General features: G+C 63.8%; 9 protein-coding genes. All 9 read left to right on the top strand.

Annotated elements, in window-relative coordinates:
- The first annotated feature begins 29 nt into the window (after window positions 1–29).
- The 9 genes from FIV42_RS05200 (at window position 30) to FIV42_RS05160 (ending at window position 15313) form a co-directional block, all read left to right on the top strand.
- Window positions 30–3995: a calcium-binding EGF-like domain-containing protein gene (locus FIV42_RS05200; protein WP_141196647.1), complete on the top strand. Its 3966-nt coding sequence runs from the start codon at window positions 30–32 to the stop codon at window positions 3993–3995.
- A gap of 102 nt (window positions 3996–4097) precedes the next feature.
- Window positions 4098–4562: a hypothetical protein gene (locus tag FIV42_RS05195; RefSeq protein ID WP_141196646.1), complete on the top strand. Its 465-nt coding sequence runs from the start codon at window positions 4098–4100 to the stop codon at window positions 4560–4562.
- Window positions 4563–4677: 115 nt separating this feature from the next.
- Complete coding sequence (locus tag FIV42_RS05190) at window positions 4678–6204, top strand: TolC family protein (protein WP_141196645.1); 1527 nt, start codon at window positions 4678–4680, stop codon at window positions 6202–6204.
- On the top strand, window positions 6201–7769 hold the full coding sequence (locus tag FIV42_RS05185; RefSeq protein ID WP_141196644.1) for an efflux RND transporter periplasmic adaptor subunit: 1569 nt from the start codon (window positions 6201–6203) through the stop codon (window positions 7767–7769). The genes FIV42_RS05190 and FIV42_RS05185 overlap by 4 nt, the downstream gene beginning before the upstream one ends.
- 55 nt (window positions 7770–7824) lie before the next feature.
- Window positions 7825–11082 (top strand): efflux RND transporter permease subunit, encoded by a 3258-nt coding sequence (locus FIV42_RS05180; RefSeq protein WP_141196643.1) that lies wholly within the window; start codon window positions 7825–7827, stop codon window positions 11080–11082.
- Between the two features lie 68 nt (window positions 11083–11150).
- Window positions 11151–11591: a hypothetical protein gene (locus FIV42_RS05175; protein ID WP_141196642.1), complete on the top strand. Its 441-nt coding sequence runs from the start codon at window positions 11151–11153 to the stop codon at window positions 11589–11591.
- Between the two features lie 162 nt (window positions 11592–11753).
- Window positions 11754–12419, top strand: coding sequence for an ArsR/SmtB family transcription factor (locus tag FIV42_RS05170; protein WP_141196641.1), 666 nt, complete (start codon window positions 11754–11756; stop codon window positions 12417–12419).
- A 3-nt stretch (window positions 12420–12422) separates the two neighbouring features.
- Complete coding sequence (locus tag FIV42_RS05165) at window positions 12423–14729, top strand: protein-disulfide reductase DsbD family protein (protein ID WP_141196640.1); 2307 nt, start codon at window positions 12423–12425, stop codon at window positions 14727–14729.
- On the top strand, window positions 14726–15313 hold the full coding sequence (locus tag FIV42_RS05160; RefSeq protein WP_141196639.1) for a TlpA family protein disulfide reductase: 588 nt from the start codon (window positions 14726–14728) through the stop codon (window positions 15311–15313). The genes FIV42_RS05165 and FIV42_RS05160 overlap by 4 nt, the downstream gene beginning before the upstream one ends.

Genomic DNA, 15313 nt, shown 5'->3' with positions numbered 1-15313 from the left:
CGAGCACCTTCCGTTTTTGGAGTCTAACGATGTCACGCCACTTTCGGCTGATCGCCGTCCTGTTTTCCGTCATCTGCCTCGTCGGCCTCGCTGCGTGTGATGAGACCGGTGGAAACGCCGTCGACACCGGCTTGGCCGACGCGAGCTTCGACGCCTCGCCGGATACCGGCGACGCCGACATGCAAGCATGTGCGCCGAACCCGTGCACCGACGAAAACCGCACGGCCTGCGTCGAGAGCGGTGCGGGCTATGTGTGTCAATGCGACGAGGGCTACGTCAACGTCGACGGGGAGTGCTTGTCCGAGAACGGCTGCTTGCCGGATACCTGCAACGACCACGGCACGTGCTCGGAGGAGGGGGGCGGGCCGAGCTGCGCGTGTGAGGAGGGCTATGCCGGTGAGCGATGCGAGTCGTGTGACGAGGCGGCGGGCTATCGTGACGACGGCCAGGGCAATTGCGTGTTGCGCCCGTGCGAGCCGAATCCGTGCCAGGGCGAGAACGAGGAGTGTGTGGCAGACGGCGCCGACGCGGTGTGCGTCTGCATCGCCGGCACCCACGAGGAAGGCGGCGAGTGCGTGCCCGACACCACCTGCGGGCCGAACTCGTGCAACGGGAGCGGTACCTGCTCCGACGACGGCGGGATCGTCGAGTGTGCTTGCGACGCCGGCTGGGCGGGTGACTTCTGCAATAGCTGCGATGCGGCGAATGGCTATCACGACGACGGGCAGGGCGGCTGCACCCAGGACCCCTGCCTGCCCAATCCGTGCACGGAGGCCAACCGAACGAGTTGTGTGGCGCAGCAGGACAGCTACACGTGCGAATGCGATCCCGGCTACCACCTCGATGGCGGCCAGTGTGTCGAAGACGAGACCTGCCAGGCGAATAGCTGCTCCGGAAACGGCACCTGTGACGATTCGACGGGTGTGGTCCAGTGTAGCTGCGATGCCGGGTGGGACGGCGACGTGTGCGACGCGTGCGACACGGCGAACGGCTATCACGACGACGGGCAGGGCGGCTGCACCCAGAACCCGTGCTTGCCCAACCCGTGCGGCGACCCGAACAAGACGCAGTGCGCCCAGAGTTCGTCGACGACCAGCGGCTATGTGTGCTCGTGCGACCCGGGCTACCACGACGACGGCGTGGGCAATTGCACCCAGGACCCGTGCCTGCCCGACCCGTGCGCCGCGCAGAACCAGGCGTGCCGAATAACTTCGACCTCGATGGGCTACGAGTGCTACACCCCCGACTGCGACGACGGGAACCCCTGCACGGTCGACACGCTGGTCAACGGGCAGTGCACCTACTCCGATGAGCCCGATGGCTCGTCGTGCAGCACGAGTGTGTGCCTGAGCGGCGAGTCGTGTCAGAGCGGGCAGTGCGTGGGCGGAGCGGCGGTGACCTGCGACGACGGAAACCCCTGCACGACCAACGCGTGCGATCCGGTGGCCGGCTGCCAATACACGAACGACGACACCTTGGTTCCGGACGACGGCGTCGCCTGCACCGCCGACACCTGCTCGGCCGGCGTGGCCAGCCACTCGCCGGACGACACGGTGTGCGACGATACGCTGTGGTGCAACGGCGCCGAGACCTGCGCCCCGGGCGACGCCGACGCCGACGCGGACGGGTGTGTGGTGAGCAACGTGCCGCAGGCGCCGCAGACGTCGACCGGTCCTTGCTCGCATTACGAGTGCGACGAGCAGTCGCAAAGTTTCACGCTGATCACCGAGCCGGTGGGCACCTTCTGCAACGACGGCATCGCCTGCACGAGTGGGGACGTGTGCGACGCGAACGGTTTGTGCGCCGGCACGATCACCGGCGATTGCTCCGGCCTGGCTTCGTGCACGTCGACGACGCCGCTCGGCTCGACGATCGATATCGCCACGGCGACGGTCAGCGGAACGATCACGGTCGACGGTGGGACGTTCCCGTCGACGGTGGATGACTCGAGTCCCCTGTACTTCTGGCTGCGTGAGCAGGACTCCGGAAAGATGCACGCGTTGTACGAGATCGCGTTCAGCTGGGACACGAATCAGCAGTCGTACGTGCCTGCCGATGCGGACACCTACTCGACGATCATGCCGGCGGGGGTCTACGACGTCGTCTTCTCGCGCAATATGCGAAACGACGTGGAGGTGTGGCCCAATGACACCGGCGAGACGGTGCCGGGCGGCTGGCGCGTGCTTCAAAATGATGTGGTGATCGGCGCCGGCCCCAACGGACTCGACATCGACATCGCCACGGCGACGGTCAGCGGAACGATCACGGTCGACGGCGGGACGTTCCCGTCGACGGTGGATGATTCGAGTCCCCTGTACTTCTGGCTGCGCGAGCAGGATTCCGGAAAGATGCACGCGCTGTACGAGATCGCGTTCAGTTGGGACACGAATCAGCAGGCGTACGTGCCTGCGGACCCGGATACCTACTCGACGATCATGCCGGCGGGGACCTATGACGTGATCTTCTCGCGCAACATGCGAAACGACGTGGAGGTGTGGCCTAACGACACCGGCGAGACGGTGCCGGGAGGCTGGCGCGTGCTCCAGGAGGACGTGGTGGTCGGGCCGGGGGCGAAGACGCTCGATATCGACATCGCGACGGCGACGGTCAGCGGGACGATCACGGTCGACGGCGGGACGTTCCCGTCGACGGTGGACGATTCGAGCCCGCTGTACGTCTGGCTGCGCGAGCAGGACTCCGGAAAGATGCACGCGCTGTACGAAATTGCGTTCAGTTGGGACACGAATCAGCAGGCGTACGTGCCGGCAGACTCGGACACCTACTCGACGATCATGCCCGCAGGCACCTACGACGTGATCTACAGCCGGAATATGCGAAATGACGTGGAGGTGTGGCCGAACGACACCGGCGAGACGGTCCCAGGGGGCTGGCGCGTGCTCCAGGAGGACGTGGTGGTCGGTCCGGGGGCGAAGACGCTCGATATCGACATTCCGACGGCGACGGTCAGCGGGACGATCACGGTCGACGGAGGGACGTTCCCGTCGACGGTCGATGACTCCAGTCCGCTGTACTTCTGGTTGCGCGAGCAGGATTCCGGAAAGATGCACGCGCTGTACGAGATCGCGTTCAGTTGGGACACGAATCAGCAGTCGTACGTACCTGCCGATGCGGACACGTATTCTACGATCATGCCGGCAGGTACCTATGACGTCGTCTTCTCGCGCAATATGCGAAACGACGTGGAGGTGTGGCCCAACGACACCGGCGAGACGGTGCCGGGAGGTTGGCGCGTGCTCCAGGAGAACGTGGTGGTCGGTCCGGGGGCGAAGACGCTCGACATCGACATTCCCACAGCGACGGTCAGCGGGACGATCACGGTCGATAGTGCGGCGTTTCCCTCCACAGTCGATGACTCGAGCCCGCTGTACTTCTGGCTGCGTGAGCAGGACTCGGGAAAGATGCACGCGCTGTACGAGATCGCGTTCAGTTGGGACACGAATCAGCAGGCGTACGTGCCCGCGGACCCCGACACCTACTCGACGATCATGCCCGCAGGCACCTACGACGTGATCTATACGCGCAACATGCGAAACGACGTGGAGGTGTGGCCCAATGACACCGGCGAGACGGTGCCGGGAGGCTGGCGTGTTCTCCAGGAGGACGTGGTGGTCGGGCCGGGCGCGAAGACGCTCGATATCGATATCGCCACGGCGACGCCGAGCGGCACGATCACCGTCGACGGCGGGGCGTTCCCGCCGACGGTCGACGATTCGAGCCCGCTGTATTTCTGGCTGCGCGAGCAAGACTCCGGAAAGATGCACGCGTTGTACGAGATTGCGTTTAGCTGGGACACGAATCAGCAGTCGTACGTGCCCGCCGACCCGGATGCCTACTCGACGATCATGCCGGCAGGTGTCTACGACGTGATCTACACGCGTAACATGCGAAACGACATCGAGGTGTGGCCGAACGACACCGGCGAGACGGTGCCGGGCGGCTGGCGCGTGCTTCAAATGTGTGTCGAGGTGCAGTGATTCGACGTTCGCGGCGGGGGGGAATGACCCTCAACTTGCAATCGGCGAAGAATCCGTGCACGGTAATAGTCGGTTGTAATCGAGAGTTTCGTCGATACGTTCTTGGAACCCATGACTCATCTGGCCGACATCCGACAGCGACTGTGGCTCGCCGCCACTCTGGTCGCCATCGTCTTCACCGTCTTGGTGGGAGGCGTCGGTGCGCTCGGCAGCGAGGCGTTCGCTGCCAGCCAGAAGAAGTCGTGTTGTTGCGATGCGTCGGGTGGCGACATGGTCCAGAAGGGCCAGTCTCACCATCAGAAGGCGCAGTCCGAGTCGGACTGTCACGACGTGTGCCAAGACCATGGCTGCACGTGCCACATCGCGCCTGACAACAACACACCGGCCGGCAACGTGCTGGCGCTTTCGAACTCGACGATCTCATTTGCGCCGGCCCTCGCCGCGCAAGACCATTTGCAGTTGCGGCTGCCCCAGCCGCGTGCGCCCGGCGTCGTTTCGTCGCCTCTGGCGCCCATTCCCCCACATTCCCCCCCTCTCTTTCTTCTCCATCAGACATTTCTGATTTGAGACGCACCACTCTGCTTGCATGAAGCGAGCTGTGTGCGTGTGACGAGCGTTGACCCGAACGTGGGTGCGCTTTCGTTCGACGTAATGTCGACTCGAATCGGATTTGGAGAAGAACATGTTATCGCGAAAAATCGGGGTTCTCTGCCTCTTCGGAGCCTTGTGTGTCTCCGCCACCTCGGCGAGTGCGCAAGAGGCGTCCGACAAGGCCGAGAAGAGCGCCGAAGAGGCCAAGAAAGAGTCCGAGTCATCGGCCGAAGAGTCCATTGAGGCTCCGCCGAACGTCAAAGGGATGATGTCCGACGAGGGGCCGACCACGCCGTTCGCCGAGCTCATCGTCGAAGGGCTCGACGAGCACCCGGCGGTGACGCGCCGGCGCGCCGAAGTCGCCATCGAGGAGAGTCGTCTGCGCGGGGTGGGCTTGAAGCCCGACCCGCGGGTCGAGCTGAGCTTCTCGAATATCCCGTGGAACGACCTGACCCTGGCGCAGACGCCGATGTCGGGCATCCAGATTGGCGTCTCTCAGCCGCTGTGGTGGCCAGGAGAGCTGACCGCGTTGCGCGAGCAAGTGGTCGCCGAGGCCGACGCGCGCGAGCCGCTGGTCGACGAGCAGCAGGTCGACTTGGTGATTCGAGCCGCCGGGCTTTACTACCAAATCTACCGCATCGACCGCACCATCGACGCCCTCGAGAAGCTCAAGCCTCCGGTGCGCGAGTTCTTGAGGCTGCTTCGGGCGCGGATTCCGACGGGAAAGGCGAGTGTGTCGCAGGTCGAGCGCGTACGCCTGCAGCTGTTGAGCATCGACGACCGCATCTTTTTGCTGATGCACCAGCGCCCCGAGAAGGTCGCGAGGCTCAACGCATTGCTCAATCGCCCCGCCGGAAGTTCGGTCAATCCGCCCGATGAGACCGGCGACGATGCGATGCAGCAGATGACGGGCAAGCCGCTCGACAACCTCGATGCGCTCGTCGAGCGAGGCATGCAGAATCGGCCCATCGTCGATGCGCTCGAGCGCCAAAAGGAGGCGGCGATGGCCGGCGCGCGGGCAGCCGAGTGGGCGAAATACCCCGACTTGCAGGTCTTTGGCGCCTGGCGATTTCGCGCCGAGCAAGACAGCGGCATGGACGAGGGCACCGACCTCGTGACGCTCGGAGTCTCGTCGAGCTTGCCCTTTTGGTCGGGTGAGCGCGCCGAGGCGGCCGAAGACGTCGCCCAGGCGCGGGTGGTCTCGCTCGAGGCGGCCATCGATGCGTTTCGCCTGGAGCTTCGCGGCGAGATCGCCGGCCACCTGGCCGACCTGCACCACCTGCACCGCCACGTTGCCTACTACAAAGACGAACTCATCCCTCAGGCGCGCCAAGCCCGGCGCGCTGCTCTGGCCGGCTTCCAGGCCGGTCGCGCCGATTACGAAGACTGGTTGCAGTCCGAGCAGCGTCTCGTGGAGCTGGAGGCGAAGCTCGCCGAATTGCGGGCGAGCATTCGCGAGCATCGCGCGCTGATCTTGGCGTTGATCGGAGAAGTCCCGACACCGTCGACGAAGCTCGAGGCGTCGGAACAAGAAGAGGCGGATGAGGAGCAGGCCGACGAAGATGAGGCCGATGAAGACGAGCCCGAAGAGGACGCGGCCGAAGGAGACGAACGATGAATTCGAAGAAGATAGCTGTATTGGTTTTGCTGGCGTTGGCAGCCGGCGCGGGAATGACGTTGCTGGTTGCTTCGGTGTGGGGGATTCCGGGCGTGGCGGCGTCGAGTAGCTCGTCCGATCACGATCACGATCACGATCACGACAAGAAGGCCGAGTCGGCCGGAGGCGAGGAGTCGGGGACGTACTATACGTGTCCGATGCACCCCTCGGTCGTCTCGGACACGCCGGGCGCGTGTCCGGTCTGCCAGATGGATCTCATCAAAAAGAAGAAGAGTGGCGGGGGCATGGACCCCCAAGAACTCGCCGCGATGGGCAAGGTCTCGCTGAGCCCGACGCAGCGTGTGTTGGCCAATGTGCAGGTGACCGAGGTCGAGGCGAAAGACGCCAAGAGCGAGATTCGCGCCGTGGGCATCGTCACCTACGACGAGACGGGGCTGGCGACGATCCCGAGCTGGGTCAACGGGCGTATCGAACGGCTGTTGGTCGAAGAGACCGGCGCGACGGTTCGACGCGGCCAGCCTGTCATCAAGATTTACTCGCCCGAGCTTCTGACCGCCCAGGAGGAGTTTCTGGTCGCGCTCGACAACACCGAGTTCGACAAGACGCTGATCACCTCGGCCCGACGCAGGCTCAAGCTGTTGGGCATGAGTGAGCGCCAGATTGCGCAGCTCGAGAAGGCCGGAAAGCCGCGCGAGTACGTGACCATGTTCGCCCCCAACGCCGGCACGATTACCTCCCTGGAGGTCCGCCAGGGCCAGTACGTCAAGGAGGGGACGCCGTTGTACGAGATCGCCGACTTGTCGACGGTCTGGGTCGAGGCAGATGTCTACGAGCATCACCTCGAGGAGGTCAAAGAGGGGATGAAAGTGCGCGTGACCGCCGAGGCGTTCGCCGGCGAGTCGCTCGAAGGTGAAGTCACCTTTATCCACCCGACGCTCGAGTCGGAGACGCGTACGGTCAAAGTGCGCATCGAGCTGGACAACGACGACGAGCGGCTCAAGCCGGGCATGTACGCGTCGGTGTTCTTCAAGAAGGACGACGCCGACAGCGAGGCCGACGAACTCGTCGTGCCCAAGTCGGCGGTCATCCGCGGTGGAAAGTCGAGCAGCGTCTACGTCGAGGTCGACGACAACGTCTTCGAGCGGCGCGAGGTCGAGCTCGGCCGCGCCACCGACGACTATCTGGTGATCAAATCGGGCGTCAAAGCCGGCGAAACGGTCGCGTATCAGGGCGGCTTTTTGCTCGACTCGGAGGTCCAGCTCAACTCGTTCGGCGGCAGTGAGTCGCACCACGGGAAGCATGGAGGCGGCGGAGAGGAGGTCGAAGAGCTCGCGCCGGAGGACGTGCCCAAAGAAGGCAAGAAGTTCGACCCGCCGGTGCCGTCCGCGGCCGTACCCGACGGCATGTGGTACTGCGATATGGGCACCTCGCACTGGATCCAGCACGAGAAGGGCGACGGTGAATGCCCCGTCTGCGGGATGTTCCTCAAGCAGAAGGCCGACGCCGGTGAAGGCACCACGGAGGGCACAGGGGACACGGGGAAAAACACGACAAAGGAAAAGTAGTGCCCCGTGCTCACTGTGCTCTCCGTGGTGAACCTCAAGAACGAGGACTGTTGTTATGATCCGAAGAATCATTGACTGGTGCGTCGAAAATCCATTGATGGTGATCATCGCTACGTTGATCGCCATCGGCGTCGGAGTGTGGTCGATTCAGAACACCCCGCTCGACGCGATTCCCGACCTCTCCGAGAACCAGGTGATCGTCTATACCGAGTGGTCCGGGCGTGGACCGCAGGTCATCGAGGACCAGATCACCTACCCCCTGTCGGCGAACCTGCAGGGCATCCCCAAGGTCAAGGCGATCCGGGCGACGAGCTTTTTTGGCTTTAGTCTGGTCTACGTCATCTTCGACGAGGATGCCGAGATCTACTGGGCCCGAAGCCGAGTGCTCGAGAAGCTCAATTACGCTCAGAGCGAGCTTCCCGAGGGGGTCACGCCGACGCTGGGACCCGACGGCACCGGTGTGGGCCACGTCTACTGGTACGTGCTGCGCACGAGTGAAGAGAACCCGCAGGACCTCGCCAAGCTGCGCGAGCTGCAGGACTACTATATCCGCTACAAGCTGCAGTCGGTCGAGGGCGTCGCCGAGGTGGCGTCGATCGGCGGGTTCGTCAAGGAGTATCAGGTCGAGCTCGACCCCACCAAGCTCGAGGCGTACGGGGTCAGCGTCGGCCAGGTCGCGCGCGCCGTCAAAGCGTCGAACCGCGATACCGGCGGCAAGATCTTGGAGCACTCCGATATCGAGTACTTCGTGCGCGGCCAGGGCTACTTCAAGGACGTCGAGGATATCGAGCAGGTCGTCGTCAAGACGAGTAAGGACGGCGTGCCCGTGACCATCGAGCAGCTCGGGTTCGTGCAGCTCGGCACCGAAATTCGCCGCGGTATGCTCGACGAGAACGGCGAAGGCGAGGTCGTCGGCGGCGTCGTGGCCATGCGCTACGGCGAGAACGCCAAAGAGGTCATCGATCGCGTCAAAAAGAAGATCGACGAGATCGAGCCCGGCTTACCGGCGGGCGTGACCATCGAGCCGGCCTACGACCGCAGCAAGCTGATCATGAAGAGTGTCGACACGCTCACCCACAGCCTCACCGAGGAGGCGATCGTGGTCAGCCTGATCATCTTGCTCTTCTTGTTTCATATCCGAAGCTCACTCGTCGTCGTGCTCACGCTTCCGGTGGCGGTGCTCATCGGCTTCATCTTCATGAAGCAGATGGGAATCACGTCGAATATCATGAGCCTGGGCGGCATCGCCATCGCGGTGGGCGTCATCGTCGACGCCTCCATCGTCATGGTCGAGAACTCGTACCGAAAGCTCGCCGAGAGACCCGACGACGACCCGCCGAGCGAGGAGGAGCGAAAGCGCATCATCAAAGAGGCGTGCAGGCAGGTCGGCCCGGCGCTCTTCTTCTCGATGCTCATCATCATCACGAGCTTCGTGCCCGTCTTCTTGCTCACGGGCCAAGAGGGCAAGCTCTTCACGCCGCTGGCGTGGACGAAGACGCTGACGATGATCGGGGCGAGCGTGCTGGCGATTACGCTGGTGCCGGTGCTCTTGATCATCTTCCTCAAGGGCAAGCTTCGCCCCGAGGAGCAAAACCCGATCTCGAAGTTCTTCGTGTCGATCTACACGCCGTTTCTGCGCCTCGTGCTTCGCCATCCGGTCATCACGCTGTTGCTCGCCGTGGGCCTCGTAGGCGCCACGGTGCCGCTGATGACCGGGCTCGAGTGGGACACCAACGGAGACGGTGAGCCCGAGACGGTCGTTCAAAAGATCGGCAGCGAGTTCATGCCGTCGCTCGACGAGGGGAGCATTTTGTATATGCCGGTGACGCTTCCCAACGTCAGCGTCACCGAGGCCAAGCGCTTGCTGCAGGTCACCGACAAGATCATCGCCGAGCACCCCGAGGTGAGCTACGTGCTCGGTAAGGTCGGCCGCGCCGAGACGGCCACCGACCCGGCGCCGGTGGCGATGATCGAGACGATCGTGCTCCTCAAACCGCAGGACGAGTGGCGTCCCGGCATCACCAAAAACGACATCATCTCCGAGCTCGACGCCAAGCTGCAGATTCCCGGCCTGTCGAACGGCTGGACCCAGCCGATCATCAACCGAATCAACATGCTGGCCACGGGTATCCGCACCGATATCGGCGTGAAATTCTTCGGCCCCGACCTCGAGAAGCTGGGAGATCTGGCGCTCGAGGCCGAGCAGTTGCTGCGCGACGTGCCTGGCGCCAGCGACCTGTACGCCGAGCGCGTCACCGGAGGCCACTACCTGAATATCACGCCCAATCGTGAGGCCATCGCCCGCTACGGCATGACCGTCGAGGACGTCAACCAGGTCATCGAGGTCGCCATCGGCGGGATGCCCACCACGACCGCCGTCGAGGGGCGAAGCCGCTTCCCCGTGCGGGTCAGATACGCACGCGACTATCGCGACTCCATCGACAAGATCCACGACGTGCTCGTCTCGACGAGCTCCGGCGAGCAAATCCCGCTGGGCCAGGTCGCCGATATTCGCTTCGAGGAGGGCCCGCCGATGATCAACTCCGAGAACGGCGACCTCAGGAGTGTGGTGCTGCTCAACGTGCGCGGCCGTGACATGGGCGGCTTCATCCAAGAGGCCGAAAAGAAGCTCGAGGAGAACCTCGAGGTCCCGCCGGGCTACAGCTACACATGGAGCGGTCAGTACGAGAACCAAAAGCGCGCCAACGAGCGGCTTTCGTTGCTCATCCCGATGGCGATTCTGATCATTTTCATGCTCCTCTACGTCACCTTCAGGAATGTTGGGGAGTCGTTGGTGGTCATGCTGTCGGTTCCATTCGCCCTGGTGGGCGGCGTCTGGTTGCTCTACTTCATGGATTTCAACTTTTCGGTCGCTGTGTGGGTTGGATTCATCGCGCTGTTCGGCGTCGCCGTCGAGACCGGCGTGGTGATGCTCGTCTACTTGCATGAAGCCCTCGACGAGCGTATCGAAGCCAAGCTGGCCGCGGCGGGCATCGACGCCGAAGATGCAAGTGGCGAGCGCGTCGCCGAGTTCATCGATGCGAGCGACGTCCACCAGGCCGCCGTCGACGGGGCTGCCCTGCGGCTTCGCCCCAAGTTGATGACCGCGGCGACCACGCTCATCGGCCTGACGCCCCTGTTGTGGGCGACGGGCACCGGCTCCGACGTCATGAAGCCCATCGCGGTGCCGATGGTCGGCGGCATGGTCTCGAGCGTGATCCTGGTGCTCTTCGTCATCCCGGTCATCTTCGACATGATGAAGCGCTGGGATTTGCGCCGCAAAAAACTTACGTATAGTGGCATGAAGCACTAACCTTCACCCTAAACCCCTAAACCCTAGACCCCTAAACCCTAGACCCCTATCCACCTGGAGTACCCATGATGAAGTTCAAGACTATGTTGGTCGTCCTGCTCAGCCTGTCCCTGTTCGCAGTCGCCTGCGACAAAAAGGAAGAGGCGAGCGCCGAGGGCGCCGAAGAGGCCGCCGCCGAGAAGACCGAGGAAAAGGCGGCTGAAGAAGAAGCCGGAGAAGAGACGGCCGAGAAGGCCGACGAAGCCAAGGCCGACGAGAAAGAGGCCGAAGGCGACAAAGTCGCGATGGTCGAAGTGCCCAAAGAGGGCAAAGCGTTCGACCCGCCCGTCGAGAAGGCCCAGATTCCGGAAGGCGCTTGGTTCTGCGACATGGGCACGGTGCACTACGCCCGCATGGAGAAGGGCGACGGTGTCTGCCCCGAGTGCAACATGAAGCTCAAGCAGAAGGCCGGCGGCGAGAAAGCTGAAGGCGAGAAGGCCGAAGACGATCACGCCGGACACAATCACTGAGCCGTGATGGTGTAGCGCTTTGAGGCCCCTCCGTGTGCATCGGAGGGGCCTTTTTTGTGTTCCCATTCATTCACTCCCCCATTCTTGACCTCACCTTCGGGAATGTATAACTTTCAATTGATCGTTTGAATGATTGAAGGTCGCAGTCAACCCGGATGGCCCATGAGTCTCGAGCAGCTCCCAGAACAACTCTACCAGCAATTCGCCAGCGTCGGTCAGGCGCTGTCGAACGACACTCGCCTGCGCATCCTCAACCTGCTGTGCCAGACGGAGCGCTCGGTCGACGACTTGGCCGACAAGCTCGGCCAGAGCGTGGCCAACACGAGCGCGCACCTCAAAGTCCTCAAGCAGGCTCGGCTTGTCGAAGGACGCAAAGAGGGGCGGCGCGTCTTTTACGGACTCGCCGGCGAGCCGGCGCTCCGGTTGTGGCTGGCCCTCCGCGACATGGGGATGCAATCGCTCCCCGAAGTGCGCGAGGCGATGCGCACCCACGCCAGCGAAGAGGCTCTATTGCCCGACCTGGTCGGCGAAGAACTGCTCGACAAAGTTCGCCGCGGTGAAGTCTTCCTCGTCGATCTTCGGCCCTCCGAAGAGTTCGAGGCCGGCCGGATTCCTCACGCCCGCAGCGTGCCGTCGGCCGAGCTCGAAAAGCGGCTGAACGAACTCCCCAAAGACCGCGAGGTCGTCGCCTATTGCCGCGGGCCGTACTGCGTGGCCGCCATCAAGAGCGTCCAACGCCTGCGCGACGCCGGCTTCGATGCTCACCGCATGCGCGAGGGCATCGCCGAATGGAAGGCCGCCGGCTTGCCTGTCGAAATGAACGGATAAACTATGACACGGATCTCGAGCTTCTTGGCTATCGTCCTGGCGACACTCCTCGCCAGCACCAGCGCTTTCGCCTCGTTCGACGTGCCCGACAGCGCCATCGGAAAGGGCGCGGTGCACGAGGGCGACGCGCGGGTCGAGTCGCGCCTGATTGTCGACGCCGAGCAGGTCGCCCCCGGCGATACCATCACCGTGGGCGTGGCCTTCGACCTCGACACCGACTGGCATATCTACTGGCAGAACCCGGGCGACGCCGGGGTGCCCACCCATATCGAGTGGGAGAGTGACGCGCTCGAGTTCGGGCCGCTCGAGTGGGCGGCGCCGCAGCTTTTCAGCGAGTCGGACGGCGAGTTTACGATCTACGGCTACGGCGACGAGGTCATCCTCTTTAGCGAGGCGACCGTGGCCGAGGACGCCGCGGGCAGCGTCGAGGTGTCGGCGAAGGTCGACTACCTCGCCTGCAGCAACCTGTGCTTGCCCGGTCACTCGCAGCTCAGCCGGTCCATTCCGGTCGGTGAGCGCACTGTGCGGGCTTCGACGCCGGTGCTCGACGCGCTCAGCCACTACGGTGCACGAGTCCCGCGAAAAGCCAACGAGCTCGGTCTCGACGCCCAGTTTCATTACTCGCAGCGCCCCATCCGTCCCAACGACGAGTTCGAGGCGATCATCGAGCTGGTCGAATGCGACGAGGAGTCTTCGGAGTGTCGCGAGCTCGAGCCGAACTTCGACGAGCTCGCTCACGCCGTCATGGCCGACCGGTTCTCCGCGGTGGACTTCGAGGTAACCGCCATCGACGAGCACCCCGAGGCCCACGAGGGATGGGTGATCCGTCTGCGTGGCAAGCTCGCTGCCAGCGGCGAGGAGCCGCGCGACCTGTTGTCGGGTGTGCTGCAACTCGAGGACTCCGACGGGGCGCTCCTGCCGGTCTACCTTCGCGACAAGTTCCCCCTGGGCGAGCCGGGGGGGCCGGTCGAAGAGCTCTCGCTCCCCACGTGGGATGACTCGGAAGCCGCCGTTGCTGTCTCGCTTACCAGCACCTCGTCTTCTGGTGGCTCGTCTTCTGGCGGCTCGTCCGACACGATGAGCCTGCCGTGGGTGCTTCTGCTCGCCTTTTTGGGCGGGATGATCCTCAACTTGATGCCGTGCGTCTTTCCGGTGCTCGCGCTCAAGGTCTCGTCGTTCACCAAGCTCGTGCACGAGAGCAAGAGTAGCATCATTTCCCACGGCATGGCCTATACCGGCGGCATCGTCGGCAGCTTGCTCGCCCTTGGCGGCGTGGTCATCGGCCTTCGCGCAGCCGGAACGCAGGTCGGTTGGGGCTTCCAGTTCCAGCAGCCACACTTCTTGGCCGCGCTCGTGGTCATCCTGGTGCTCTTCGCGCTCAACCTCTTCGGCGTCTTCGAGGTGACGTTGAACTCTCAGAAGGTCCACGAGAAGGCCCAGGAGTCCGACGGCGTTCGGCGAAGCTTCTGGGAGGGCATCTTGGCGGTGATCTTGGCGACGCCGTGCTCGGCGCCGTTTCTGGGGACCGCCGTCGGCTTCGCGCTGGCGAGCAGCCCGCTGACCATCCTGGCTGTCTTCGCCGCCCTCGGGCTCGGACTCGCCGCTCCGATGGTGGCGCTGACGCTGGTACCGGGTTGGGCGAAGCTTTTGCCCAAGCCGGGCAACTGGATGGACCACCTCAAGAAGTTTTTGGGCTTCGCGCTGCTCGGCTCGGCCATCTGGATTGTGTGGCTCTTGGGCCGCCAGACCGGCGTCGACGGCATGGCGATGATGCTCGTCTTCTCGGCGGTGTTGGGCGTGGCCGCTTGGCTGTGGGGGCTCGTGCAGTTCAATACTTGGACGCAACGCAAGGCCCTGGCCGTGGTCGCCGCCGTGGCGTCGATCGCCGTCGCGGGCGTCTATACGTTCCCGTTGGAGGCCAACGCCTCGGCCGAACGTCCACGCGCGGTCTCCGGCTCGATCGACTGGAAGCCGTGGACCGAAGAGGCCGTCGCCGCCGAGCTCGACAAGGGCCGGCCGGTCTTCGTCGACTTCACCGCCGACTGGTGTCTCACCTGCAAGGTCAACGAGAAGAACGCCATCGACACCGAGCCGGTACGACAAGCCATCGCAGAGCACGACGTGGCGATGTTTAAAGCCGACTGGACCAACCCCGACGAGCGCATCCGCAAAAAATTGGCCGAATACGGCAAGGCCGGCGTACCGTTCTACCTGATGTATTCGCCGGACCGGCCGGGCGAAGCAAAGCCCTTGCCGGAAGTCATCACCTCGACGATGTTAGTCGAGGCATTTTCCGAGGCGGCTCCATGACCATGAATGAACAAAACAAGACATCGACCGACACTGACGCTCCGACCGAAAAGGCGACCTCCGAGTTGACCTGGTGGGCGCGCATGCGCCAGAAGCGTTGGTTTCGATGGACGGTCGACCTGACGATCTTCGCGCTCGCCTTCTTCGCCATCACGATGTGGCAGGGGCGCGAGCTGGTCGACGCCGGTGCGCCGGCGCCCGAGTTCGTGCTCACCGACATGGACGGCGAGCGCCACAGCCTGCGTGACTACCGCGGCGAGAAGACCTTCGTGATCTTCTGGGCGCCCTGGTGCACGGTGTGCAGCGCCGAGTCCGACAACGTCTCGCGCGTCAAGTCGTGGCTGGGTGACCGGGTCAACGTCATCAGCGTGGTGCTCGACTACCAAAACCGGGACGCCATCCAAGAGTTTATCGACGAGCACGACGTCGAGTACCCGGTCTTGCTCGGCAACCGCGGGGTGAAGGGCGCTTATAACGTGTCGGCCTATCCCACCATGTACGTCATCGATGACGAGGGCAAAATCGAGCACACCGCCGTCGGCTACACCACCACCGCCGGCATGCTCTGGCGCGGGCTCTTCTAA

Origin of the sequence: Persicimonas caeni (genome assembly GCF_006517175.1) — a bacterium.
In the GTDB taxonomy this organism is placed as follows: Bacteria; Myxococcota_A; Bradymonadia; order Bradymonadales; family Bradymonadaceae; genus Persicimonas; species Persicimonas caeni.
Note: the sequence above shows the minus strand (reverse complement) of the source record. Positions and strands in the feature narration are given on the sequence as shown.

Coding starts and splice junctions, on each gene's coding strand:
- FIV42_RS05200 (WP_141196647.1), top strand. CDS start 30: ATGTCACGCCACTTTCGGCTGATCGCCGTCCTGTTTTCCGTCATCTGC.
- FIV42_RS05190 (WP_141196645.1), top strand. CDS start 4,678: ATGTTATCGCGAAAAATCGGGGTTCTCTGCCTCTTCGGAGCCTTGTGT.
- FIV42_RS05185 (WP_141196644.1), top strand. CDS start 6,201: ATGAATTCGAAGAAGATAGCTGTATTGGTTTTGCTGGCGTTGGCAGCC.
- FIV42_RS05180 (WP_141196643.1), top strand. CDS start 7,825: ATGATCCGAAGAATCATTGACTGGTGCGTCGAAAATCCATTGATGGTG.
- FIV42_RS05175 (WP_141196642.1), top strand. CDS start 11,151: ATGAAGTTCAAGACTATGTTGGTCGTCCTGCTCAGCCTGTCCCTGTTC.
- FIV42_RS05170 (WP_141196641.1), top strand. CDS start 11,754: ATGAGTCTCGAGCAGCTCCCAGAACAACTCTACCAGCAATTCGCCAGC.
- FIV42_RS05165 (WP_141196640.1), top strand. CDS start 12,423: ATGACACGGATCTCGAGCTTCTTGGCTATCGTCCTGGCGACACTCCTC.
- FIV42_RS05160 (WP_141196639.1), top strand. CDS start 14,726: ATGACCATGAATGAACAAAACAAGACATCGACCGACACTGACGCTCCG.